Genomic DNA, 23,007 nt, shown 5'->3' with positions numbered 1-23,007 from the left:
CACCCGAGCGAGCAGGAATGACCACCACACCGGCCGGCGAGCTCCTCGTCACTGCCCGCCGGTGGGGAAAGGTGGCCGCGCGGAACGCGGGCGGTGGGTTGCGTCACGCCGCCGACCGCGTGACCGTCGCCTGGCGCCGGTCCTTGCAGCTGCGGGTGGGTGCGACCACCGCGGTGATGGCCGGGGTGGTCGTCCTGGTGATCGGCCTGTTCCTGGTCGACAAGGTCTCCGGCGGCATCCTGCGGGCGAAGCGCGATGCGGCCATCGACCAGGCCAAGATCGGCCTCAGTACCGCCCGCAGTGCTCTGCAGGGGATAGACGCCGGAGTGGCGACCGAAGTGCGGGAGGCGCGGCAGGAGATCCTCGCCAACAACAGCGGGAACGGGGCGACGGCCGGAACGTTCACCATCGTCTTGTTCTCACCCTCCGGAGGTGCGGACAGCGACCCGGGTGCCGCAGCGGTTCCGGCAACCCTCCGTGACGTCGTCGAGCGCGACAACCTCGCCTTCCAGTACGCCCCCGTGCCCCAGCCGTCCGGATCAGGCGGCCTGGTCAAGGGACTCGTCGTCGGTGAGTCAGTTCAGGCCCGCAGTGGCGTCTTCCAGCTCTATTACCTGTTCCCGCTGACCGCCGAGGAGCAGACGATCGAGCTGGTCCAACGCACCGTGCTGCTCGCCGGCCTCGCGCTCGTGGTCCTGCTCCTCGCCATTGCCTTGATCGTGACCCGGCAGGTGGTGCTGCCCGTGCGGGTCGCGGCCGAGACGGCCGGCCGGCTCGCGGCCGGCGACCTGTCCAACCGGATTCCCGTCCGGGGCAGCGACGACATCGCGCGGCTCGGGCAGTCGTTCAACGACATGGCCGACAGCCTGCAACGCCAGATCCGCCGGCTTGAGGACCTGTCCCGCGTGCAGCGCCGATTCACCAGCGACGTCTCACACGAGCTGCGCACACCGTTAACGACGATCCGAATGGCGGCGGAGTACCTGCACGGCAACCGGGCCGACTTCCCGCCCGAGCTGTCGCGCGCCGCCGAGCTGCTGCACACCGAGCTGGACCGGTTTGAGTCCCTGCTCGCCGACCTGCTCGAGATCTCCCGCTACGACGCGGGAGTGGCCAACCTGGAGTCCGAGACCGTCGACATCCGCGGCGTCGTCGCGTCCACCGTCGAGGCGAGTCAGATGCTGGCCCAGCGTCACGGCAGCGAGATCGTCGTCCAGTCGCCTGATGAGCCGGTGAGCGTGGACATCGACTCCAGGCGCGTGGAGCGGATCCTCCGTAACCTCGTCGGCAATGCGCTCGACCATGGGGAAGGCAAGCCGATCGTGATCACCATCGGCTACGACGACGATGCGATCGCGGTCACCGTCCGCGACCACGGCCTCGGTCTGCGGGCCGGCCAGGCCGCCCTGGTGTTCAACCGGTTCTGGCGCGGTGACCCGTCCCGCAGCCGGCTGACCGGCGGGACCGGTCTGGGACTCGCCATCTCGCTGGAGGACGCCCGGCTGCACGACGGCTGGCTGCAGGCTTGGGGGGAGCGGGGCCGCGGAGCGCAGTTCCGGCTCACCTTGCCGCGCCGGGCCGGGCACACGCTGATGCACTCGCCGCTGCCGCTGGACCCCGACGACAAAGACGAGGACGAGGAGTGAAGCGCGCGGTGGTGGCCGTCGCCGCGGTCCTGCTGCTCGGCGCGTGCACCGGCGTGCCGAGCTCGTCCGCGCCGCAGACCGTCGAGCCCCTGCAGACCCCCGGCGCGACGGCCGGCCCGACCGCGTCGCCATCTCCGAACGCCGACCCGCTGACCATCGTGCAGTCCTTCCTGGCGGCGAATCCCACGAACGCGGACGGCGACACGCTCGCCCGGGCCTATCTGACGTCGGCGGCGCGCAACCGCTGGTCGGACAACACCGCCACCATCGTCGCCGACGACTACTCCGTCAGCACCTACGACGCGACGACGCGCTCGGTCACCGTCTTCGGCCGCGTGCTCGGCACACTGAACGCCGCCGGCGTGTACACGCCTTCGCTGCAGGGGATCGGCGAGGGCGGCCCGCGGCGCCAGTTCCGTTACACGCTCACCAAGGCGGCCGGGCAGAACCGCATCGACCAGTTGCCGAACGGACTGCTCCTCAGTGATCAGCAGTTCCGCGCGACCTTCCAGCAACAGGTGCTGTACTTCTACGACGCGTCGGAGACCTACCTCGTCCCCGACCTGCGCTGGAGCGCGCTCGGCGATCGGGGCGAGCTGGCCAGCTGGCTGCTCACCCAACTCGTCACCGGCGCCCGGCCGGAGTTGCAGAACGCGGTCAACACCGACACGTTGCCGACCCAGGCCGACGCCCGGAACCTCACCGTGCACCTCGGGTCACCGACCCGGATCGAGATTCCGGGCAGCAGCCTGTTGGCTCCCGCGGTCCGCGACCGCCTCGCCGCCCAGGTCGGCTACACCCTGTTCAACACGCTCTCGGAACACACGATCACCGTCACCGACGGCGGCAAGGCGGTACAGATCCCGAGCGTCGGCGGCATCCAGTTCAGCGCGGCCGACTTCCCGTCGGCCAGGGGCCCGAGCCCGCCGGATCCGGCCGTGTACTACCTGGTGAACGGCCAGGTCCACACCGAGAACGGCAAGCCGCTGAGCGGGGCGCTCAGCGACCGCCGGTACTTCCTCTTCTCCGTCGCCCTCGCCCGGCCGCATCCGGCGGGACCGCTCTACGTTGCCGGAGTCCAGGGCACCGGCGACACGGCGCGGCTGCTCGTCGGCACGACAGAAGGTCTGCGGGCGACGGGCGTGAAGGGCGAGCTGTCCCGGCCGGCGTTCGCCCCCGGGCGGGCCGAGGTGTGGATCGGCGTCGGTTCGAACCTCTACCGCGTAACCACCGACGGAACGCTGCCGAGGTCGACGCAAGTGCCGATGCCGCCGGGCTCGGGCGGTGGCCGGGTAGTCGCGGTCCGGATCAGCCCCGACGGCTCGCGCATCGCCATCGTCGTCTCCGGGGCCAAGGCGTCAACGGCGCAGCTCTACGTCGGGTCGATCGTGCGCGGCTCCGGTCAGGTTCGGGTCGACGCGATGCAGCCGGTCAGCCCCGAGGGGGTCGTCGTACGCGACGTCGCCTGGCTGGATTCGTCCAAGCTGTTCGCCATCGGTGCCATCGCGGCGACAAACGAGCCCCGGACCTTCGAGACCGGCGTCGACGGCACGGAGTGGACGAACCTCGGCATCGGCAATCTGTCCTACCCGCCGGACAGCCTGACGACGACCGCCGAGGCCCCGGCTGTGTGGGTGTCGTCCAACGGCTACGTGTGGAAGCAGGAGAGCCCGACCCAGTGGGTGAGTCCTGGTCCCACCGGCCAGACGCCGGGCCGGATGCCGGTGTACCTCTCGTAGCCGGTCTGCCGTAGAGAGGTCGGAGCCGCTGCGGCCGCTATCACGGCTGGACGGTCGCGGGGCGATGTCCACAGCCCGCCCCTCGGATCGGGTCCTTGTCCACATACCGCCCCGGCGCGCCGAGCTGTGTCGCGGGCACGAGGCACGGTGGGCGCGTGTCCATTTCCGCCGACCTGATCGACCTGGTTCTGCCCCGCCGCTGCGTCGGCTGCGGCAGCGTGGCTGGCCCGCTGTGCTCCCTGTGCCGGCCGGGTGCTCCGGTCATCGAGGCCTCGCCCGGGACGTGGGCGGCGGCACCGTACGACGGGCCGATCCGGGCCGCCCTGCTGGCCTACAAGGAGCGCGGGCGCCGCGATCTGGCCGGCCCGCTGGGCGAGCTGGTGGCCCGCGCCACGCGGATGGCCGCGGGATCCGGCCGGGCCCCGCCGGATCGGATCGTGCTCGTGCCGGTCCCGTCGGCCCGATCCGCGGCCGCGGCGCGCGGCGGCGACCACGTGCTGCGTCTGGCCCGCCACGCCGCGGTGGCGACTGGTCTGCGCGTGACGCGCGACGGTTTGGTCCTGACCCGGTCGGTCCGAGACTCGGCCGGCCTCGACATCCGCGAGCGTGCGGCCAACCTCGGCGAGGCAATGGCCGCCCGCCCGCCGCTGCCCGGGTACTCGGCACTCGTCGTCGACGACATCGTCACCACCGGTGCGACGCTGCGCGAAGCTCGGCGGGCGCTCCTGGCCGTCGGGTGGCCCGTGGTGGGCGCGGCGGTCGTCGCCGCCACGCCGCGCCGAACGCGGGAGCCAACCCCATTGGCAGCCCCCAGGAACACGGTCTAGCGTGAGAACGACCCTGACCGAGAGGCGCAGCTCGACCCACACGGGCATCGAGTTCCCACCGTGTGTGCCGGCGTCGCCGTGAGCATGGTGGAGGTCGCATGGAAACTGTCGCGGGCAGCATGGAGATCGTCGTCCGAGGTCGCAACGTCGTGGTTCCCGACCACTATCGGCAGCACGTCGCCGAGAAGCTGGTGAAGCTGGAACGCTACGACCACAAGATCATCCGTACCGACGTCGAGCTCCAACACGAACGCAATCCGCGCCAGAACGGCAGTTGCCAGCACGTCGAGATCACCTGCCGTACCCGCGGACCGGTCGTGCGCGGCGAAGGCTGTGCCGACGACTTCTACAAGGCGCTCGACATCGCGGCCGACCGCCTGGAGCGTCGCTTCCGCCAGGCCGCCGACCGCCGACGCATCCACCACGGACGGCGCACGCCGGCCTCCGTCGCCCAGGCCACTGCGGCGCTGCCCAACGACGCCCTGGTCGCCGAGGTGGTAGACGAACCGGAGGAGCAGCCCGACGGCCCGGGTCGGATCGTGCGTGAGAAGGAGCATGCCGCCACGCCGATGTCGGTCGATCAGGCGCTGCACGAGATGGAACTCGTGGGTCACGACTTCTACCTATTCAGCGACAAGGACTCCGGCCTGCCGAGCGTGGTCTACCGCAGGCACGCCTACGACTACGGCCTCATCCGGTTGGGCGGCTGAGCGCCCCGCTCAGGCGTACTCCGGGTTGAGCAGTTCGTAGCGCTGCTCGTCGCTGAAGCTGCCCTCTCGACGACGGCGCAGCCGAGACCGCTGCCTTCGCGCCGCCCTCGTCACCGAGCTGCCCGACCCACCGGTGGGCCTCCTCGCGGGAGTAGGGGGCGGGCAGCCCCAGGAACTGGTTCATCGTCGGGTCCTGCATGATCGTGTGCAGCCGGTCGGCGTCGGCCCGCCGCCAGCGGCACAGCAGCAGCCGCTCGCCGGTCAGCTCGAGGTGGTCGAGCTCGACCCCCGGGAACCCCCCCGTGTGGCTCAGCTTGGCGGACCGGCACCGAGGGATTCAGGCCTGGCGGCGAAGCCCCGTACCATGGCCTGCGTGGTTCTAGCCAAGCTTCTGCGCGCCGGTGAACAGAAACAGGTCCGCCGACTTTCGTCCATTGCCGATCACATCGAGACGCTCGAGGACGACTACGTCGATCTGACCGACGCTGAGCTTCGCGCGCTCACCGACACGTTCAAGGAGCGCTACGCCGACGGCGAGTCGCTCGACGACCTCCTGCCGGAGGCGTTCGCCGTCGTCCGCGAGGCCGCCCGCCGCACTCTCGGTCAGTTCCACTACCGGGTGCAGCTGATGGGCGCCACGGCGCTGCATCTCGGCAACGTGGCCGAGATGAAGACCGGTGAGGGCAAGACGCTCGTCTCCACGCTGCCGGTGTACCTGAACGCGCTCACCGGCGACGGCGTCCACGTCGTGACCACCAACGACTACCTGGCCAGTCGCGACGCCGACTGGATGGGCCGGGTGCACCGGTTCCTCGGGCTGACGGTCGGCAAGATCCTGAACGACCTGCCGCCGGAGAAGCGCCGGGCGGCTTATGCCTGCGACATCACCTACGGCACGAACAACGAGTTCGGCTTCGACTACCTGCGCGACAACATGGCGTGGTCGCTCGACGACCTCGTGCAGCGCGGACACAACTTCGCCGTCGTCGACGAGGTCGACTCCATCCTGATCGACGAGGCCCGGACGCCGCTGATCATCAGCGGACCGGCCGAGGAGAACCAGCGCTGGTACCTCGAGTTCGCGCGCCTCGCGCCGCGGATGAAGAAGGACGTCCACTACGAGGTGGAAGAGGGAAAGCGGACCGTCGCGGTCACGGAGGACGGCGTCGCCTTCGTCGAGGACCAGCTCGGCATCGACAACCTGTACGAGGCGGCCAACACCCCGCTCGTCGGCTACCTCAACAACTCGCTGAAGGCCAAGGAACTCTTCAAGCGCGACCGTGACTACATCGTCAACGACGGCAACGTGATGATCGTCGACGAATTCACCGGACGCGTGCTGCAGGGCCGACGCTACAACGAGGGCATGCACCAGGCGATCGAGGCCAAGGAGGGCGTGCAGATCCAGCAGGAGAACCAGACGCTGGCCACGATCACCCTGCAGAACTACTTCCGCCTCTACCAGAAGCTCTCCGGCATGACCGGTACGGCCTCGACCGAGGCCAACGAGCTGCACCAGACGTACAAGCTGGGCGTCGTGCCGATCCCGACGAACCGGCCGATGATCCGCGACGACCAGACCGACCTCATCTACAAGAGCGAGGACGCGAAGTTCGCCGCCGTCATCGACGACATCGCCGAGCGGCACGAAGAGGGCCAGCCGGTCCTCGTCGGTACGGCCAGCGTCGCGAAGTCCGAGCGGCTGTCGTCGCTGTTGCTGCGCAAGGGCATTCCGCACGAGGTCCTCAACGCCAAGCAGCACGAGCGTGAGGCCGCGATCATCGCCAACGCCGGGCGCAAGGGCGCGGTCACGATCGCGACGAACATGGCCGGTCGCGGTACCGACATCCAGCTCGGCGGCAACCCCGAGTTCTCGGCCGATCTCATGCTGCGCGAACAGGGCCTGAGCCCGGACGAGACGCCGGAGGAGTACGAGACCGCCTGGGCCGCCACCCTCGAGAAGGCGAAGTCGGAATCGGACAAGGAGCACGACGAGGTCGTCGAGCTCGGCGGGCTGTACGTGCTCGGCACCGAGCGGCACGAGTCGCGCCGCATCGACAACCAGCTGCGGGGCCGCGCCGGCCGCCAGGGTGACCCGGGCCTCTCGCGGTTCTACCTGTCCCTCGGCGACGACCTGATGGTCCGGTTCAACGGCGAGCGGGTGGCCGCGATGATGAACCTGCTGCGGCTGCCCGAGGACGTCCCGATCGAGGCCAAGATGGTCTCGAAGGCGATCCAGTCGGCCCAGACCCAGGTCGAGCAGCAGAACTTCGAGATCCGCAAGAATGTCCTCAAGTACGACGAGGTCATGAACAAGCAGCGCACCGTCGTCTACGACGAGCGCCGCCGGGTGCTGTCGGGTGCCGACCTGTCCGACCAGATCCGGCCGATGATCACCGACGTCGTCACCAGCTACGTCGAGGGCGCGACCGCCTCGGGCTATCCGGAGGAATGGGAGCTCGACCAGCTCTGGACGGCGCTCAAGACGCTGTACCCGATCTCGCTGACGGTGGACGAGGCGATCGAGCAGGCCGGCGGCGAGCGGACCGACCTCACGCGCGAGTTCCTCGTCGAGGAGCTCGTCGCCGACGCCCAGGCCGCGTACGACCAGCGCGACGAGGACCTCGGCGCCGAGGTGCTGCGTGAGCTCGAACGCCGGGTGCTGCTGTCGGTCCTCGACCGCAAGTGGCGCGAGCACCTCTACGAGATGGACTACCTGCAAGAGGGCATCGGCCTGCGGGCGATGGCCCAGCGCGATCCGCTCGTCGAGTACCAACGTGAGGGCTTCGACATGTTCGCCGCGATGATGGATGCGGTGAAGGAGGAGTCGGTCGGCTTCATCTTCAACCTCGAGGTCGAGGTGGACGAGGCGGGCAGCGCGGACGGCCCGCCGTCGTTCACCGCCGCGCCGGCCGGTTCGCAACCGGCTCCCTCGTTGGAGAAGGCTCCGCCGCCGGCGCGCGAGGAGTTCCCGACGGCCGGCGAGGGGCAGCCGCAGCTGGACCTCTCACTGCTCGAGGCGGCTCAGGAACAGCACGAGTCGGGAACGAACGGCAAGCCGAGGGTGCACGCCAAGGGCCTCGACCGGACGGGCGGCGAGAAGCCGCTGACCTACAGCGCCCCGGAGCTCGGCTCGGACGCGCCGGCCGTGCAGACCAGCGGTGGCGCCGACAAGTCCGGGGCCGGTTCGACGTCGGCGACGGCGAAGCGCCAGCAGGCCCGCAGCAACCCCAACCGGGGCAGCCGCGGCAACAAGGGGAGCAACAAGAACAAGCGCAAGCGCTGAGGTCGGTTCGCGGTCGGTCCGCCCGCACTGGCGCGGACCGACTGCCGATCAGCCGAGCTGCAGGCGGGTACACCGCCAGCGACCCTGGTGCTCCTCGAGACGCATGGCCACGGCGCGGACGCGGCGGCCGGTCTCGACGGTGGCGCAGAGCTCGGCCACGCCGTCGGCCGGTTCGGCGACGCGCACCGACCGCACCCCGGCCCGGTGCAGCCAATGACCGCCGCCCTGCCGGGCGGCCCGCTCGAAATCCGCCCCGATGCCTCGGGTGACCGACGGACTCAACATCGCGGCGAGTTGATGCAGCGGCCGCCGGCCTGACGCCGTCTCGATCATTCCGATCAGCAGCCGCCGCCCCCACGCGCTCGGATCGGGCAGTCCGCGGGGCCGCGGCGGCCGCGGTCGCCACACCGGCGCCGGGACCGAGGTCAGTTCGAAGGGCAGGCGCCGGTCGTGCCGGCCGAAGAACGGAGCGTCCCCGGGCACTTCGTCGTCGAACGGTGGTTCGCGGCGTGGGGCGGGTCGGATCGTCACCGGTCGTGTGGCGCTGGAGGCAGTCAGTACGGCGGTCATCGCAATGCCCTTCTGTTCACGTGCCGGCCGACGGCGGGTGCAGGACCTCACCGGGGCGGATGACATCGGGATCGGCGCCGATCACGGACTCGTTGGCCGCGTACCACCGCGGCCATTCGGCGGAGACCTGCGCGGCGCTCGCCCCGGGGCCGAGGCGGCGGGAGGCGATCAGCCACAGGCAGTCCCCGGGCTCGACCCGGACCCGGCGTGCCTGCGCGGTGGACGTCGATGCCGGCACTTGCGGCCCAGGGGTGGGTGCTGGCTGGTCCGTCGAGGTCAGTGGGGTCGTCGGCGTCGGTCCAGCGCTGGACGGCCAGACCGGCGCGGGCACCGACGTCGTGGGCGGAGCCGGTGGCCGTGAGGGCTCGCCGGACACGCCGTCGGCCGGGCTCACCGGCCAGGCGGGTGCCGGGATCGAGGAGGCATGGCTGGCCGGCGCCCCGGACGACCCCGGCCCCGTGGGTCCGGCCGGACCGGCCGGCGTCGTCGCGGCGCCGGCAACGGGTGCCAGCAGGATCCCGAGGCCGGCCGAGCCGGCGATCAGGCCGCGCAGCGCCCGGGGCAGCAACGCTCGACCGATCCGGCCGGCGCAGCGCCCGGCTGGACCGGGCAGCCAGGCGGCGAGCCCGGCCGCCAGGCCCACGGCCAGCCACGCCGCCGCGACCCACAAGGCCGCACCGGCCAATTCGGCCAGCGCGCGATCGGACCCGGCCGCAGTCACCCACGCGTGCGGGTGGCGCAGGTGGGCGGCGAGCCGGCCGGGCCTCGGTCGGAGCAGACCCAGCGCAGCGCCGTCGGAGCAGACCACTGCCACGATGAGAGCCGTTCGCCCATTGCCCACTGGATTCCTCCATTTACGTCTGTTTGCCTGTGTACACTTCGGGTTAGATCCGGTCAATGCAACTTCGGCGACTGTGGATGGGCTGCACATCCCGGCGCGCTCGGGCCACGATGGGCAGATGCGCTGGGCTGCCCTCTTCGCCGACCTCGAGGCTCAGGCGGAGATACTCGCCCAGGCCGAGCGCAGCGCCGAGGTCGACGAGCGCACTCGCGGTGAGGTGGGCGCCCTCCGGCTGCGCGATCGCGCCGTGGCGGCGCTCGGGACGCCTGTCCGCGTGCGCGCGGCGGGCGGGATCACGGCGGCCGGCGACCTCGCTCGGGTCGGCCCGGACTGGCTACTCGTCGACGAAGGCGGCGGCCGGGAGGTGGTCGTCGCGACGGCCCACCTGATCAGTCTGCGTGGGCTCGGGCGCTACTCGGCCGTCCCGCACAGCGAGGGACATGTGGAGTCCCGTCTCGGCCTCAGGCACGCCCTGCGAGGGATGGCGCGGGACCGTTCCGCCGTCCGGATCGCGCTGGTCGACGGGTCGACCGTGGACGCCACGGTCGACCGCATCGGCACCGACTTCGTCGAGGTCGCCACGCACAGTGCCGGCGAGGTCCGCCGCCGCCAGGACGTGCGCGACGTCGAGCTGCTGCCGATCGCGGCGATCAGCGCCGTCCGGAGATCAGTCTGAGGAGCCGTCCTCGGCCTCGACGAAGGGGTGCTTGGCGATGAAGTCGCTCGTCTGCTGGTACATCCGCTCGATGTAGTCCTCGAGCTGATCGCGTTCGACCCGCCATTGGCCGCGCCCGCCGATCTTGATGGCCCGCAGCTCCTGGTTGCGGACGAGCGCGTACACCTGCGAGGCGGAGATGTTCAGCACCTCGGCGACGTCGGCCAGCGTCAGGAAGCGGGGCTCGGCGGCCATGGCGTGACGAATCCCTTCCGAAGTGGTCGCAACCCTGCATCGCACCCATTCACGCAAGAGTGTCGCAGGTCGGCGGGCCGCCCTTGCGCGGTCCACAGGGCGATTCGGCCGGATTTCCGGTTATTCGCCCCAGTCAGGCACTATGTCGGGCATGGGCGTTCGGTCGACGCAGAGCACAGCGGTGCCGGAATCGCCCCGCCCACGCCGGATCGCGCCGCCCACCTGGTTCGACCTCCGGCTTGTGCTCGGTGTTGCGCTGGTGCTGGGCTCGGTCCTCGTGGGCGCCCGCATCGTGTCGAGCGCCAAGCAGACGTACGCCCGCGTGGCGGTGCGCCACGATCTGGCCGCCGGGACGGTGCTGACCGCCGGGGACGTCGAACTCGCCCAGGTCCAACTCCCCGGTCCCGGCCGGAAGCAGTACGTGCTCCGGGTGGCCGACGCCGTCGGCCGGCAGCTGAACCGCCCCGTCGCGGCCGGCGAGTTGCTGCCTGTGGCCGCCGTCGGCCGGCCCGCGGCCCGGACCACGGTTACCGTCCCGCTCGCCAGCGGCGCGGCGCCGGATCTCCGCAAGGGGCAGCGCATCGAGCTCTGGGTGTCGACGAAGACCTGTACGTCGGTCGTCGTGTTGCCCGATGTCACCGTCCAGGCGGTGCACACCGACTCGGGCGGATCCTTCAGTTCCGGGACCGCCGGCCAGGACGTCGTGATCAGCGTCGCCCCGGATCTGGCCGATCGAGTGGTCACCGCGCTCGCGCTGGAGGAGGCGACCGTCCGGGCCGGCGTCTTGGTCGGCCCGGCCGCCGGGTCGACTGCCGAGCTCGCCGACCTCGCGGTCTGCTCGTCGGCATCGAAGTGAAGCTGCCGGTCCTGTCCGTCGCGGACGGAGCCGCTTGGGAGGAGCGGCTCGTCACCGCGTTCGAGCGCGGACCCCATCTTGTCGAGATCGTCCGGCGGTGCGTCGACGTGGTCGACCTGCTGGCGGTCGCCGCATCCGGTCAGGGGCGGGCCGCGCTGGTGAGCGCTGGACTGCGCCGGCTCGACGCCGACGTGATCGACCGGCTGGGCGCGGCCGGGGTGGTGCCGGTCGGCGTGACGTCGCGCGGCGACGCGGCGGCCGAGGAGCAGCTGCGCGCGGTCGGCGTCGAACATGTCGTTGCGTCCGACACCGATGCCGCGGTGGTGGCGTCGATCCTGGCCGAGGCGGTGCGCACGAGCGGCCCGGATGCCCCGCCTTCCGCACGACGGGCGCAGCGCGGGTTCGCCGACCCGTCGAGCTCCATGCCGATTCCGCCCGGGGCCGGCGTACCGGTGCTGCCCGACGAGCCGGCCCGGCGCGGATCGGTCGTGGCCGTGTGGGGGCCGACCGGCGCGCCCGGCCGCACGACCGTCGCGGTGACGCTGGCCGACGAGCTGGCCCGTTTGGGCGTGGCCAGCCTGCTGGTCGACGCCGACGTGTACGGCGGCACGGTAGCCGCCGTGTTGGGGCTGCTCGACGAGTCGCCCGGAGTGGCGGCGGCCTGCCGGCAGGCGTCGGGGCAGCGGCTGGATGCGGCGGCGCTCGCGGCGTTGTGCTGGCAGCTCACCGCGCAACTGCGGGTGCTGACCGGCGTCCCTCTCGCGTCGCGCTGGCCGGAGCTGCGGCCGGCGGCCGTTGCGTCGGTTCTCGCGTCGGCGCGGCAACTGGCCGACTTCACCGTCGTCGACTGTGGCTTCTGCCTCGAGACCGACGAGGAGCTGTCGTTCGACACGCTGGCGCCGCGCCGCAACGGTGCGACGCTGGCCGTCCTCGACGACGCCGACCTGATCGTCGTGGTCGGCGCGGCCGATCCCATCGGGATGCAGCGGCTCGTCCGCGGCTTGGCCGAACTGCGCGACACCGAGGTGGCCGCCCCGATGTGGGTGGTCCTGAACCGGGTGCGTGAGGGCGTCGTGCCCGGTAATGCGCCGGCCGAGCTGACGGCCGCCCTCGAGCGATTCGCCGGACGCACTCCGGCGGCGCTGCTGCCGGCCGACACGCGCTCGCTGGACGCGGCGCTGGCAATGGGCCGGCTGCTGAGCGAGTCGAATCCGGCCAGCCCGTTCCGGCGCGCGATCGCCGAACTCGCCGCCGGGCTGGCCGGGATGCCGTCGGCCTCGTCGTCGCGTCGCCGCCGACACTGACAGCTCGGCCGCGGCGCGGCCCCCGTCGGCGGGCCGGCCGGTCTGTGAGAATGTCCGTCTGGGGGCGTAGCGCCCGTTGGCGTGCGCAGTGACCGGCGAGGCGAGAGCAGGTGCGATGACCGAACGCATGACGTCGGCCGACGTCGCGTTCCTGCACCAGGAGTTCCGCAACGTGCCACAGCACGTCGGTGGTCTGGCCATCTTCACGCCGAAACCGGGCGGCTTCGACTACGACCGGCTCGTGCGGCTCCTGGAGGAGCGCATCTCGCTCGCGCCGCGGTATCGCCAGAAGGTCCGCGTGGTCCCCGGCCACATCGCCCACCCGCTCTGGCTGGACGACCACGACTTCGACATCACCTATCACGTGCGCCGCTCGGCTCTGCCCCGCCCAGGCACCGATTCCCAGCTGCTGGAGTTCTGCAGCCGGATCCAGTCGCGGCTGCTCGATCGCTCCCGTCCGCTGTGGGAGATGTACCTCGTCGAGGGGCTGACCGAAGGCCGCGTCGCGATCGTGACGAAGACGCACCAGGCGATGGTGGACGAGCACACCGGTGTCGATCTCGCGCAGGTGATCCTCGACGCCGCACCTGAGCCACGGCGCACCGTCAGCCCGATCTGGATGCCCGAACCGGAGCCGAGCTCGCTCGACGTGCTGCGCGGCGCAGTGTCCGAGCTGGTCCGTCGGCCCACGAGCCTGGTGGACACCGCACGGGAAGCGGGCCACGACCTCCGGTCCGCTGCGGGCAAGGTGGCGTCGCTGACCCTCGGTGTGACGTCGGCCTCGCGCCTGGTGGTGCGGCGTCCCCAGCCGTCGCCGCTGCACGCCGAACTCAGCGAGCAGCGCCGGCTGTCGATCGCGCGGACGCGCTTGAACGACTACCGCAGGGTGCGTGACGCCTTCGGCGGGACAGTGAACGACGCCGTGCTGGCGACGGTGTCGGGCGCGTTGCGCGGCTGGCTGCTCTCGCGGGCCGAGGAGCTGCGGCCGGCGACCGCGGTGCGGGCCTTGATCCCGGTCAGCGTCGCCGATCCGAGCGAGCGACGTTCCGCTTCCACGGGCGAGCAGGCGTCGCGGTCCAGCCACCCTTCGGCGCGCGGCCGCACCGTCGCCACGCCCGAGGGCGCCGGGCGGGTCCGGCCACTGCTCGTCGACCTGCCGGTCGGCGAGGCCGACCCCGTGTTGCGCCTGGCCCAGCTGCGGTACGCGATGGCCTCGCACAAGGCGTCCGGGCGCGCGGTCTCCGCCGACCGGATCGCCGCGCTCGGAGGTTTCGCGCCACCGACCCTTCACGCTCTCGGGGCGCGGGCGTCGAGCGGTCTGACCCGGCGCATGTTCAATCTCGTGGTGACCAACGTTCCGGGCCCGCAACTGCCGCTGTACGCCGCCGGCGCCCGTATGACGGAGATGTTCCCGTTCCTGCCTCTGGCGCAGGGGCAGGCGTTGTCGATCGCGCTCACCTCGTACGACGGCGGGGTCTACTACGGGATCAACGGCGACCGGGACGCGGTGCGCGACGTCGCGACCATCGCTGAGCTGATCGAGGAGTCGCTGGGCGAGTTGGTGGCCGCGACCGAGACCGACGCGGTGGTGACGGCCGGGGATGGTGCCGCGACCGGCGCCGCCCGTCGCAGCTCGCGCTCCGCTTCGCGGCGCAAGAGCGCCCCGCGCCGGACCGACCCGTCATGAGGGTGTACCTGCCGGGGACCTCCACGATCCTGCAATCGCTGCTGGAGACCGGGGCCGTCGGGCCGGCACCGCTGACGGCGTTCGCGATCACGCCCGGACTGCGCGAGTGGTACGTCGACGACGACCCCGAGTCGCTCGAGTACGCGGCGATGGTCGAGGCCGCCCGGGGGTCGTTGCGCCTGCTCGACTCGGACCGGGACGCCGCTCGGCGTCGAGTCGTGCTCGCCGTGGATGTCCCGGACGGGTCGGTGGCCGTGCGCGACGACCTCGACCGCGGGGTGGTCGAGGTGGCAGCTCCCGTCCCACTGGCCGCGGTGGCGTCGGTGCACGTCGACGACGCCGACGCTCAAGACACCGTCGCGCAGGCCGCGGAGGCGGTGATCGCTGCCGATCTCGGCGCCCCCGGCGCCCAGGAGAAGGTCGACGACGCCGAAGGCTACGAGCTGTCGTGGTACGCGAATCAGGAGATCGCGGCGCTGCTGGCCCTGCTCTGAGGACCGGCGGGCGTCGTCCCGCGCGTTTGAGCCGTGGCACCATCGGAGGATGGACGCCATCTCCTCCCCGCCGGCTCCGCACAACGAGCCGATCCGCACCTATGCCCCGGGCAGCGCCGAGGCCGAGAGCCTCGCCGCCGCGCTGGACGAGCTGGCCGACGACCGCGCCGAACTGACCATGACCATCGACGGCCGGACGCGGATGGGTGGAGGTGAGCGGATCCGCGTCGTGGCGCCGCATCAACACCACCTGGTCATCGGGGAAACCGCACAGGCCACCGAGCAGGACGTTCAGGCTGCCGTTGACGCTGCGCTCGAGGCCGCTCCCGCGTGGCGCGCGCTGCCGTTCGACGAGCGGGCCGCGGTGTTTCTGCGGGCGGCCGACCTGCTGTCGACCACGTGGCGCGACCGGCTCAACGCGGCAACGATGCTCGGCCAGTCGAAGTCGGCGCACCAGGCCGAGATCGACGCCGCGTGTGAGCTGGCGGATTTCTTGCGGTTCAACGTGCACTTCGCACGCAAGATCCTCGAGGAGCAGCCGCAGAGCGCCGCGAACACGTGGAACCGGATGGATTACCGTCCGCTCGAAGGGTTTGTCCTCGCAATCACGCCGTTCAACTTCACCGCGATCGCCGGCAACCTTCCGTCGGCGCCGGCGCTCATGGGCAACGTCGTTGTGTGGAAGCCGTCGCCGACCCAGCAGCTCGCCGCGCACCACACGATGGCGCTTTTCGTCGAGGCGGGCCTTCCGCCCGGCGTGATCAACATGGTGACCGGGGACGGTGCCGCGGTGAGCAAGGTGGCACTGCCGCACCGCGCGCTCGCCGGGATTCACTTCACCGGCTCGACCGCGACGTTCCAGCATCTCTGGCGCGAGGTCGCGGCGGGCATCGGATCCTATGCGACGTACCCGCGGCTGGTGGGGGAGACCGGCGGCAAGGACTTCGTGGTCGCCCATCCGAGTGCCGACAGCGCGTCGCTGGTCACGGGGTTGGTGCGCGGCGCGTTCGAGTACCAGGGACAGAAATGCTCGGCGGCGTCCCGGGCCTACATTGCCCGCTCGTTGTGGGCCGGCGGGGTGAAGGACGAACTTGTCGCGGTCACCGAGTCCCTGCGTTTCGGCGACGTCCGCGACTTCGCGAACTTCGGCGGCGCCGTCATCGACCGCCGGGCCTACGACCGGCTGAGCGGTGTGCTCGAGCGGTTGCACAGCGACTCGCGCTCGACGGTGCTGGCCGGTGGCAAGGCCGACGATTCGGTCGGCTACTTCGTGCAGCCGACGGTGGTGGAGGCCGACGATCCCTCGCTGCCGATGTTCAGCGACGAGTACTTCGGCCCGATTCTCGCCGTCCACGTCTTCGACGACGCGGCGTGGGCGCAGACGCTCACGCAGCTGGAGTCGGTGGCGCCCTACGCGCTGACCGGCGCCGTGTTTGCCCGCGACCGTGCCGCGGTCGTCGAGGCGCAGGAGACGCTGCGCTTCGCGGCGGGGAACTTCTACATCAACGACAAGCCCACGGGCGCCGTCGTCGGTCAGCAGCCGTTCGGGGGCGGCCGCGCGTCGGGCACCAATGACAAGGCCGGCTCCGTCTACAACGTCCAGCGCTGGGTTTCGCCGCGCGCGCTGAAGGAGACGTTCGTGCCCGCGACCGATCATCGTTACCCGCACATGGGGCCTGCGGGCAGCTGACGCCCCCCGGTTCACGGTTGCGCCACTTGGACGGGCACGGGATCGCCGTCGTCGAACAGCGGATCCCACGCAGGAGTCCCGATGATCACGCCTCGGCCGGGCGGCCCGGCGCTGGGGCGGCGCGGCAATCGGACGCCGAGCAGTTCACCGTCCACCGGCCCCGGCCGGAGCAGAATTCCGCAGTGACTGCGCCGGACGTCCGCCGCGACGCCGCGATAGGTGGTGGCCAGGTCATCGGACCGGCCGGCCACCACCGCTGCCACCGGAGCGTCGCTTGACCGCACCCACGTGGTCAGCCGGTCCCCGGCGGAGGTGTCGAGGAAGGCCTCGCTGTCGTCGATCAGCAGCAGGGTGGGCGTCGCGGGCGCCGGACCGACCTCGTCGTCGGCCGGCGTGATCAGCCGGAGGCCGAGGCTACGGGCCGCTTCGGCGCACGCCGAGCGCGATGACGCCGCGACGACGGTGGGAAGGCGCGCGGCGCACGCCTGCTGGGCGAGCGAGCGCAGCAGTGTCGTCCGTCCCGATCGCGGCGGCCCGGCAACCAGCATCCGCCCTGCACCTGCGAACGGATCGAGGAGCAACGGCTGCGACCGATCGCCGGCGAGGCCGATCGCCAGCCCTTTCCCGCGGGGAAGGTCGCCCAGGGCGACCCGTGTCGGCAGCGCGCGGATCCGGATGGCGTGCGGGCAGACGTCGGCTGCGGGCGCCGCGGCCCAGCGCGCGGCGACTGCACTCGCAACGCGTCGCAAACCCTCCAGGCCAGGGACGCTGCCGGCGTGCGCCACCTGCAGGACGGCGCCGTCACCGGCCCGCATACCGCGCCCTGGTGGCAGCGTGACCGGCACGTTGCGGGCTTGGACTCCGGCCAGGCCGTAGTCGCTCCGGTCGGGCAGGCGGAGCAGGACCCGCTCGGCGAATCCGCTGGAGAACCTCGGCGCCAGCGTCGAACGGTCACCCGTCACCGCCATGCTCACCCCGGCCGCTGGCCCGATCCGAAGGAGCGCGCCGAGCGCCTCTGTGCAGCCGGCCCCGTCGAGGTCGCCGAGCGTTGCGGCCAAGGTCTCCCAGCCGTCGACGAGCAACAGCAAGCGGCTCCATCGGTCGGCTCCGCCCCCGCCGTTCTGCTGTTCGCGCAGGCGACGCGAGCACTCCTGCTCGAGGCGATGGAGAAGCCGCGGCGCCAGTCCCAGTTCGTCTGGGCCGAGCATCGTCGCAGCATGCGGCAACGCTCGCAGCGCCGATGCCAGCTCGCCGGTCGCGTCGACGACGTGCAGGTTCAACGCGTCGGGGCCGAGCTGCTCGGTCGCGCCGATCGCCAGCGAGGCCAGGAGCCCGGTACGGCCGGACCGGGTCGTTCCGGCCGCCAGCAAGGACGACCCTCGGGCGAGGTCGAGTGTGAGTTCGGTGATCCGTTGCTCATCGGGCAGGTCCACGCGGGCGACAGCGACGGCTGCATCCGGCGGGCGATCAAGCGCGGTGCGGGGCAGGGCGTCAGGCAGCGGCGCGACCCAGGGACTGGGCGCGGCGCGACGCGTCGTCCGGGAGGCTGCGGCGCGGATGGCCTCGACCAATCGGCTCACGTCCGTCGGGCCTTCCGCTCCGACCGGCTGCTCGATCGGCCGGCGCCACGGCCCCAGTCGCTCGACCCGGACTCCCGTCGTGTCCCGGTGCCCGATCCCGCCGACGGACGCCGCCTGGAAGCACGTCAACGATGAACCGGTGCGCAGATACGCCCGGCCGGGAACCGATCGATGGATCGTCGCCGCGTCAGGTGCGCCGACGACGTCGGTGGACTCGGCGGCGTCAGTGACTCGCAACGCGATGCGCAGGCTCGTATTGGCCCGGATCTCCGGCGACACCGCGCGCCCGGGCCGCTGGGTGGCCAGTACGAGATGGACGCCGAGCGAGCGACCGCGTTGCGCCACGCCGACCAGCCCGCGGACGAAATCGGGTAGCTCGTCGACCAGCGATGCGAACTCATCAACGACGATGATCAGGCGCGCCACCGCCTCGTCACCCGCGAGGGCCTGGTACGAGGGCAGGTCGTCCGCGCCCGCCGCGGCGAACAGCCGTTCGCGGCGGCGCAGCTCGCTGTGCAGTGATCGAAGCGCCCGCTCGGTCAGATACGGATCCAGGTCAGTGACCAGGCCCGCGGTGTGCGGCAGGCGCGCGCAGTCGCCGAAGGCAGCGCCGCCCTTGTAGTCGATGAGGAGGAAGTTCATCTGTTCCGGCGGATGGTTGGTCGCCAACCCCGAGACGAGCGCCCGGAGGAGTTCGGACTTGCCCGCGCCGGTGGTGCCGGCGATCAGCGCGTGCGGGCCGTCGCGAACCAGATCGACCTCGAGCTCGCCGTCCGCGCAGCGACCGAGCACCGTCGCGGCACCGCCGGCCGACCGGGCCCAGTGCCGCTCGATGGCGCCGCCTTCCTCGCCCGGTTCGCCCTCCAAGCCCAGTAGGTCGAGCAGCCGGCAGGCGTCCGGTAGAGCGGCAGCCCCGGCGATGCCGGCATCGACCAACGGTGCGAGCGCGCGCGCCACGGTCTCGGCCCACGGCGAGGAGACGCCGTCGAGCACCGCGGCGGTGCCGGCCCGGTCCGCCTCGCTGTACAAGCGGGCGCGAGTGCCCGAATCGCCGCACACCCGCACGACCGCCGCGCACGACGAGGGCAACGCGGTCGCCTCGCTACCGGCACAGATCGCCGTGATCCCGAAGGCGGCGCCGTCGGCCAGTAGCTCGGCCAGGCCGGGCACCTCGCTCAACTGGGACATCCGGTCGACGACCAGCACCGACCAGGGGCCGGGCCAGCCACCTGGCTCGACCCGCCGCTGCCGGCGCCGGTGGTCCAGTGCCGCCGTCAGGTCGGCAAGGAGGGCGGCCCAAGTCGGCTCGGTGGTGGCGACCCGACCGTGCACATGGGGAAGCCAGCGTGCCCACGCCCAGTCGCCGGACCGGCTCGGATCGAGCAGCAGAGCGAGTTCCAGGTCCGGCGGCGAGTGCAGCACGGCGAGCTGGCCGACCAGCCAGCGCAGGGACGCCGCCACCACGTCGGCGGGGCCCGCCACGCCGAGGGGCCCCGAGCGCAGGCCGACGTTCACCGGGACGGAGGTCAGCGTGGCCGCCGGCGCGACCGATGCGCCGTCGCGTATCTGCAGCGTCGAAGGCAGGTCGGCGGTACCCAGTCGGACGTCCAGGAAGTCGTCATCTCTGCGGCGGCGTTCCCACAGCCGACAGCTCGGGAGGCACGCCGCGCCGCGGACCGTAGCGGCATCGGGTGCGACCAGCCGGCGGTCTGCGGTCTCCCGTCCGAGGCCGTCGGCGATGCGACGTTCGGTTTCGGCGCGGCGCTGCCGGAACGTCGCGGCATCGCGGCGCCGGGAGCGGCGCCAGTGCAGCCGGTCGCCGAGTGCGGTCGACACCATCATCAGCGGTGACAGCAGGGCGAAGAGGAGAAACTGCGGGGAGTGGGCGAACCAGGCGATGGCGCCGCCGGCCGCCGCCGGCAGCAGTGCGGTGACCCACTGAACGCCTCGAGGGCGGGAGCGGTCCGGCCGGATCGGCAGCACGATCTCTGCATCGAGCCCCGATGACCGGCGGCGCGGCGAACCCAGCACGGACAGCGATCCGTCCGGACCGGCCTGAAGGGTCGCCGGCGCATCGAGAGGGCCGGCGATCGTCAGCAAGGAGTCGCCCATCGAGATGAGGCAGCCCGGTCGCAATTCGCTGCCGGTGGCCGGCACCGGACGGCCGTCGACGCGGGTGCCGTTGGTCGAGCCGAGATCGTGCAGCGTGATCGCGTGTGACCCCACATCCACGACCGCGTGCTGGCGCGAGACGTCGGCGTCGGCCAGAGTGAATTCGCAGCCCGGGTCGCGGCCGATCCGCAGCCGGCCCCGGTCCAGCGCGGTGACACGCCCGGCGTCCGGTCCGGCCACGACGTGCAGTTCCAACACCGCCGCACGGGCGCGTTCGCCGGCCGGGCCGCCCAGTCCCAGCAGCGAACCGGTCCGGACCCCGGCCTCGGTGATCGAGCAGTCCTCCGGCAGCAGGCGACCCGAATGCCACAGCGGGACGTCGGTCGCCGCGCCGGCCGCCGCACGCAGGGCCGGGGCGATGTCGGCGACAGTCGCGGTATCCGGCGCGGCGAGGGCGACGTCATGTCGGTCGCCGCGGATGTCGACGGTGAACTGCAGTTGCACGTCGCGAGTGTGCGTCGGGACGCCGACGTTTCGCTTCGGATGCCCGCCGCGCTGTGGACAACCCCGGTGCCGGGCGGCCGTTGTCCACAGGATGCCGACCGGCGCCGTGGGGGGACGTCATTTCGTCGTAGCGTTCCGCGCCGTACACCGTCCCGCGGTTGCAACCGCAAAGAGGAGTAGATCGTGTCCAGTCTCAAAGTCACGCCCGCGCAACTCGGAGCGCTCGGCGGCACCACCCATCGTGTCTGCGCCGACGTGCGCGGCGAACACCAGAGCCTCAAGACGCAGCTGTCCCCGCTCTTTGGAGCGGACTGGAGCGGTGCGGCGGCCGCGCAGTTCGCCACGCTGTACGAGAACTTCGATCAGCACGCGAAAGGGTTGTGTGACGCGTTGGACGGCATCGGCGCGCTGCTGGTCCGCGCCGGCTCGGCCTACGCCGAGACGGAGCAGGCGGTGGCCGCGACCTTCAGGTAGCGGCTCGTCGCGGGGGATCGGCTAGCGTCGGGTCAGTGACCTCGCCGACCGTCCTCGCCGCCGTCGAGGCCGCGCTCGTCGAGCACTTCGGGCATCGGTCGGCCCGCGCGTCGGTGTCCTTCGTCGGGGTCGACCCCATCGAGGTGCTGCGCTTCGAGCCGATTCCGGGCGAGCGCGCCTACCTCAGCCTGGGCATGTCGCGCCATCCGATGACGGGTGCGGCGGACGCGGTTCTGGCCCCGGACGGGCCCCGCGCCGAACTCATGCTGCACCTTCGCGACCCCACCGACGAGCACGCCGAGGTGTGGCGGCGCGTCGCCCTCCTGGCCGCCGCTCCGGTGGTCGAGGGTGTCGTCTACGCACCCGGCATGAGCATCGACCTCGGCGAACCGCTCACCGGCGGATCGGCCTGCACCGGCGTCGTCGTCGACGTCTCGCCCATCGGCTCCGTCGATGCCGCCGGCGGCACCGTCGCGATCCTGCAGATCACGCCGGCGACCTCGACGGAGCTGGCCTGGTGCCGGGTCCGGGGCAGTGCGGCGTTGCGCGATCTGTGGACCGAGGCAGGTGCGGATCTGCTCGACCTCGGCCGACGCCCGGTCGCGCTGGACGGGACCGCCTGAACCAGCCTTGTGGGCTCGAGCACGCCAGGCCCGCGACGGCGCGGGCGGGCGGCGACCGCCTGGGACACTGAGCCGTCAACGCGCCCAGGATCCCAGCGGAGGAGACGCATCGTGCAGTTCGGTCGTTACTACGAGGAGTTCGAGGTCGGCGCCGTCTACAAGCACTGGCCGGGGAAGACGGTTACCGAGTACGACGACCACCTGTTCTGTCTGTTGACGATGAACCATCACCCGCTGCACCTGGACGTCAACTACGCCGAGAAGACGACCGACTTCGGCAAGAACGTCGTGGTGGGCAACTACATCTACTCGGTGCTGCTCGGCATGTCGGTGCCCGACGTCAGCGGGAAGGCGATCGCGAATCTAGAGGTCGAGTCGCTGCGCCACGTGGCGCCCACGTTCCACGGTGACACGATCTACGGCGAGACGACCGTTCTCGACAAGACCCCGTCCAAGTCGAAGACCGACCGAGGCGTCGTCTACGTCGAGACCATCGGCTACAACCAGGACGGGACGATCGTCTGCATCTTCCGGCGCAAGGTGATGGTGCCGACCAAGGAGTACATCGAGGCCCGCGGCGGCGAGCAACCCGGCCGGCCGGAGCCCATCCCGCGCGGCTGAACCGCCCGACCGCTCAGTTGGGCAGCACACCCCACTCGGCGAGCGTCGCATACAGGTCGGGCACGAGGTCGAGCGCGACCAGTTCGGCGCGGCTGACCCACCGAGGGTCGATCGCGTCGTCACCGGCCCGCAGCTCGCCCCCCAGCACGGCGCACACGAAGTCATCGATCACGTAGAGCCCACCGCCCGGAGCGGCCCGCTCGACCCGGCCGGCCCGGCGCAGTACCGCCACCTCCAGCCCCGTCTCTTCCGCCACTTCCCGGACGCAGGCCGCGGCCGCTGCCTCGCCGGGCCGGCAGCGACCGCCCGGGACCGACCACGACCCGGCCGAAGGCTGTTGGCTCCGCCGGATCACCAGCAGCCGGCCCGTGCCGTCGTGCACGATTCCGCCGGCGCACGGCACCCGTAACGCCACGGTCGACCTCCCCAGCTCGGTGCGGCGCGGCTCCCCGGAATGCCGACGGTAGTGCGGTAGGAACGACTACGAGGTACGCGAAAAAGGGCGCACCCGATCGAGCGAACGCCACCGAGGG

General features: G+C 71.7%; 20 protein-coding genes. 14 read left to right on the top strand and 6 right to left on the bottom strand.

Annotation, left to right across the window (positions count from 1 at the left end; all coding sequences use genetic code 11):
• Nucleotides 1-17 precede the first annotated feature (17 nt).
• From mtrB to hpf, 4 genes are all read left to right on the top strand, one after another.
• A complete protein-coding gene (gene mtrB / locus ABR571_RS06710; protein ID WP_409452410.1) occupies nt 18-1,646 on the top strand; it encodes an MtrAB system histidine kinase MtrB in 1,629 nt (542 codons plus the stop codon).
• Nucleotides 1,643-3,385, top strand: a complete 1,743-nt coding sequence (locus ABR571_RS06705; protein ID WP_409452409.1) for an LpqB family beta-propeller domain-containing protein — start codon at nt 1,643-1,645, stop codon at nt 3,383-3,385. The genes mtrB and ABR571_RS06705 overlap by 4 nt, the downstream gene beginning before the upstream one ends.
• Before the next feature lie 155 nt (nt 3,386-3,540).
• Nucleotides 3,541-4,212, top strand: a complete 672-nt coding sequence (locus ABR571_RS06700; RefSeq protein WP_409452408.1) for a ComF family protein — start codon at nt 3,541-3,543, stop codon at nt 4,210-4,212.
• A gap of 119 nt (nt 4,213-4,331) precedes the next feature.
• Nucleotides 4,332-4,922: a ribosome hibernation-promoting factor, HPF/YfiA family gene (gene hpf / locus ABR571_RS06695; RefSeq protein WP_409452436.1), complete on the top strand. Its 591-nt coding sequence runs from the start codon at nt 4,332-4,334 to the stop codon at nt 4,920-4,922.
• Here the strand turns inward: hpf and ABR571_RS06690 are convergent.
• Nucleotides 4,903-5,166: a hypothetical protein gene (locus ABR571_RS06690; RefSeq protein ID WP_409452435.1), complete on the bottom strand. Its 264-nt coding sequence runs from the start codon at nt 5,164-5,166 to the stop codon at nt 4,903-4,905. The two genes, hpf and ABR571_RS06690, sit on opposite strands and share 20 nt — an antisense overlap.
• A gap of 129 nt (nt 5,167-5,295) precedes the next feature.
• On the opposite strand from ABR571_RS06690, the gene secA reads away from it, so the two are divergent.
• Nucleotides 5,296-8,208, top strand: a complete 2,913-nt coding sequence (gene secA / locus ABR571_RS06685) for a preprotein translocase subunit SecA (RefSeq protein ID WP_409452407.1) — start codon at nt 5,296-5,298, stop codon at nt 8,206-8,208.
• A gap of 48 nt (nt 8,209-8,256) precedes the next feature.
• Here secA and ABR571_RS06680 read toward each other — a convergent pair whose 3' ends face one another.
• Entirely contained in the window at nt 8,257-8,778 is a 522-nt protein-coding gene (locus tag ABR571_RS06680; protein ID WP_409452406.1) for an Rv3235 family protein, read from the bottom strand.
• Between the two features lie 16 nt (nt 8,779-8,794).
• Nucleotides 8,795-9,592, bottom strand: coding sequence for a LysM peptidoglycan-binding domain-containing protein (locus tag ABR571_RS06675; RefSeq protein ID WP_409452405.1), 798 nt, complete (start codon nt 9,590-9,592; stop codon nt 8,795-8,797).
• Between the two features lie 145 nt (nt 9,593-9,737).
• On the opposite strand from ABR571_RS06675, the gene ABR571_RS06670 reads away from it, so the two are divergent.
• Nucleotides 9,738-10,295 (top strand): hypothetical protein, encoded by a 558-nt coding sequence (locus ABR571_RS06670; protein WP_409452404.1) that lies wholly within the window; start codon nt 9,738-9,740, stop codon nt 10,293-10,295.
• Here the strand turns inward: ABR571_RS06670 and ABR571_RS06665 are convergent.
• Nucleotides 10,287-10,529, bottom strand: coding sequence for a helix-turn-helix domain-containing protein (locus tag ABR571_RS06665; RefSeq protein WP_409452403.1), 243 nt, complete (start codon nt 10,527-10,529; stop codon nt 10,287-10,289). The two genes, ABR571_RS06670 and ABR571_RS06665, sit on opposite strands and share 9 nt — an antisense overlap.
• Before the next feature lie 151 nt (nt 10,530-10,680).
• Here ABR571_RS06665 and ABR571_RS06660 point away from each other — a divergent pair, with 151 nt between their 5' ends.
• The 5 genes from ABR571_RS06660 to pruA all read left to right on the top strand — a co-directional run bounded on the left by ABR571_RS06660 (nt 10,681) and on the right by pruA (nt 16,560).
• Nucleotides 10,681-11,385 carry an SAF domain-containing protein gene (locus ABR571_RS06660; RefSeq protein WP_409452402.1) on the top strand — a complete coding sequence of 235 codons (705 nt, stop codon included), beginning with the start codon at nt 10,681-10,683 and terminating at the stop codon, nt 11,383-11,385.
• Nucleotides 11,382-12,689: a CpaE family protein gene (locus tag ABR571_RS06655; RefSeq protein WP_409452401.1), complete on the top strand. Its 1,308-nt coding sequence runs from the start codon at nt 11,382-11,384 to the stop codon at nt 12,687-12,689. The genes ABR571_RS06660 and ABR571_RS06655 overlap by 4 nt, the downstream gene beginning before the upstream one ends.
• A 115-nt stretch (nt 12,690-12,804) precedes the next feature.
• Nucleotides 12,805-14,376 carry a WS/DGAT/MGAT family O-acyltransferase gene (locus tag ABR571_RS06650; protein WP_409452400.1) on the top strand — a complete coding sequence of 524 codons (1,572 nt, stop codon included), beginning with the start codon at nt 12,805-12,807 and terminating at the stop codon, nt 14,374-14,376.
• Complete coding sequence (locus ABR571_RS06645) at nt 14,373-14,870, top strand: DUF6912 family protein (RefSeq protein WP_409452399.1); 498 nt, start codon at nt 14,373-14,375, stop codon at nt 14,868-14,870. Before ABR571_RS06650 ends, ABR571_RS06645 begins: the two co-directional genes overlap by 4 nt.
• A 49-nt stretch (nt 14,871-14,919) precedes the next feature.
• Nucleotides 14,920-16,560, top strand: a complete 1,641-nt coding sequence (pruA, locus tag ABR571_RS06640) for an L-glutamate gamma-semialdehyde dehydrogenase (protein WP_409452398.1) — start codon at nt 14,920-14,922, stop codon at nt 16,558-16,560.
• Between the two features lie 11 nt (nt 16,561-16,571).
• Here pruA and ABR571_RS06635 read toward each other — a convergent pair whose 3' ends face one another.
• Nucleotides 16,572-20,756: an FtsK/SpoIIIE domain-containing protein gene (locus tag ABR571_RS06635; RefSeq protein ID WP_409452397.1), complete on the bottom strand. Its 4,185-nt coding sequence runs from the start codon at nt 20,754-20,756 to the stop codon at nt 16,572-16,574.
• A gap of 183 nt (nt 20,757-20,939) precedes the next feature.
• Here ABR571_RS06635 and ABR571_RS06630 point away from each other — a divergent pair, with 183 nt between their 5' ends.
• The 3 genes from ABR571_RS06630 (at nt 20,940) to ABR571_RS06620 (ending at nt 22,474) form a co-directional block, all read left to right on the top strand.
• On the top strand, nt 20,940-21,230 hold the full coding sequence (locus ABR571_RS06630) for a WXG100 family type VII secretion target (protein ID WP_409452396.1): 291 nt from the start codon (nt 20,940-20,942) through the stop codon (nt 21,228-21,230).
• 35 nt (nt 21,231-21,265) lie between these two features.
• Nucleotides 21,266-21,853, top strand: a complete 588-nt coding sequence (locus tag ABR571_RS06625; protein ID WP_409452395.1) for a suppressor of fused domain protein — start codon at nt 21,266-21,268, stop codon at nt 21,851-21,853.
• A gap of 111 nt (nt 21,854-21,964) precedes the next feature.
• On the top strand, nt 21,965-22,474 hold the full coding sequence (locus ABR571_RS06620) for a MaoC family dehydratase (RefSeq protein ID WP_409452394.1): 510 nt from the start codon (nt 21,965-21,967) through the stop codon (nt 22,472-22,474).
• 13 nt (nt 22,475-22,487) lie between these two features.
• On the opposite strand, the gene ABR571_RS06615 is transcribed toward ABR571_RS06620, so the two are convergent.
• The gene (locus tag ABR571_RS06615) at nt 22,488-22,889 is read right to left on the bottom strand and encodes an NUDIX hydrolase (RefSeq protein ID WP_409452393.1); all 402 of its coding nucleotides are present in this window, start codon (nt 22,887-22,889) and stop codon (nt 22,488-22,490) included.
• Between the last annotated feature and the right edge of the window lie 118 nt (nt 22,890-23,007).

The organism is Jatrophihabitans sp. (assembly GCF_046262535.1).
In the GTDB taxonomy this organism is placed as follows: Bacteria; Actinomycetota; Actinomycetes; order Mycobacteriales; family Jatrophihabitantaceae; genus Jatrophihabitans.
This window is presented reverse-complemented; position numbering and strand designations above follow the sequence as displayed.

Bases quoted from the DNA above. Each gene is read 5' to 3' on its own strand.
- mtrB (WP_409452410.1), top strand. From the start codon at position 18: ATGACCACCACACCGGCCGGCGAGCTCCTCGTCACTGCCCGCCGGTGG.
- hpf (WP_409452436.1), top strand. From the start codon at position 4,332: ATGGAGATCGTCGTCCGAGGTCGCAACGTCGTGGTTCCCGACCACTAT.
- ABR571_RS06680 (WP_409452406.1), bottom strand. From the start codon at position 8,778: ATGACCGCCGTACTGACTGCCTCCAGCGCCACACGACCGGTGACGATC.
- ABR571_RS06670 (WP_409452404.1), top strand. From the start codon at position 9,738: ATGCGCTGGGCTGCCCTCTTCGCCGACCTCGAGGCTCAGGCGGAGATA.
- ABR571_RS06665 (WP_409452403.1), bottom strand. From the start codon at position 10,529: ATGGCCGCCGAGCCCCGCTTCCTGACGCTGGCCGACGTCGCCGAGGTG.
- ABR571_RS06660 (WP_409452402.1), top strand. From the start codon at position 10,681: ATGGGCGTTCGGTCGACGCAGAGCACAGCGGTGCCGGAATCGCCCCGC.
- ABR571_RS06650 (WP_409452400.1), top strand. From the start codon at position 12,805: ATGACCGAACGCATGACGTCGGCCGACGTCGCGTTCCTGCACCAGGAG.
- ABR571_RS06645 (WP_409452399.1), top strand. From the start codon at position 14,373: ATGAGGGTGTACCTGCCGGGGACCTCCACGATCCTGCAATCGCTGCTG.
- pruA (WP_409452398.1), top strand. From the start codon at position 14,920: ATGGACGCCATCTCCTCCCCGCCGGCTCCGCACAACGAGCCGATCCGC.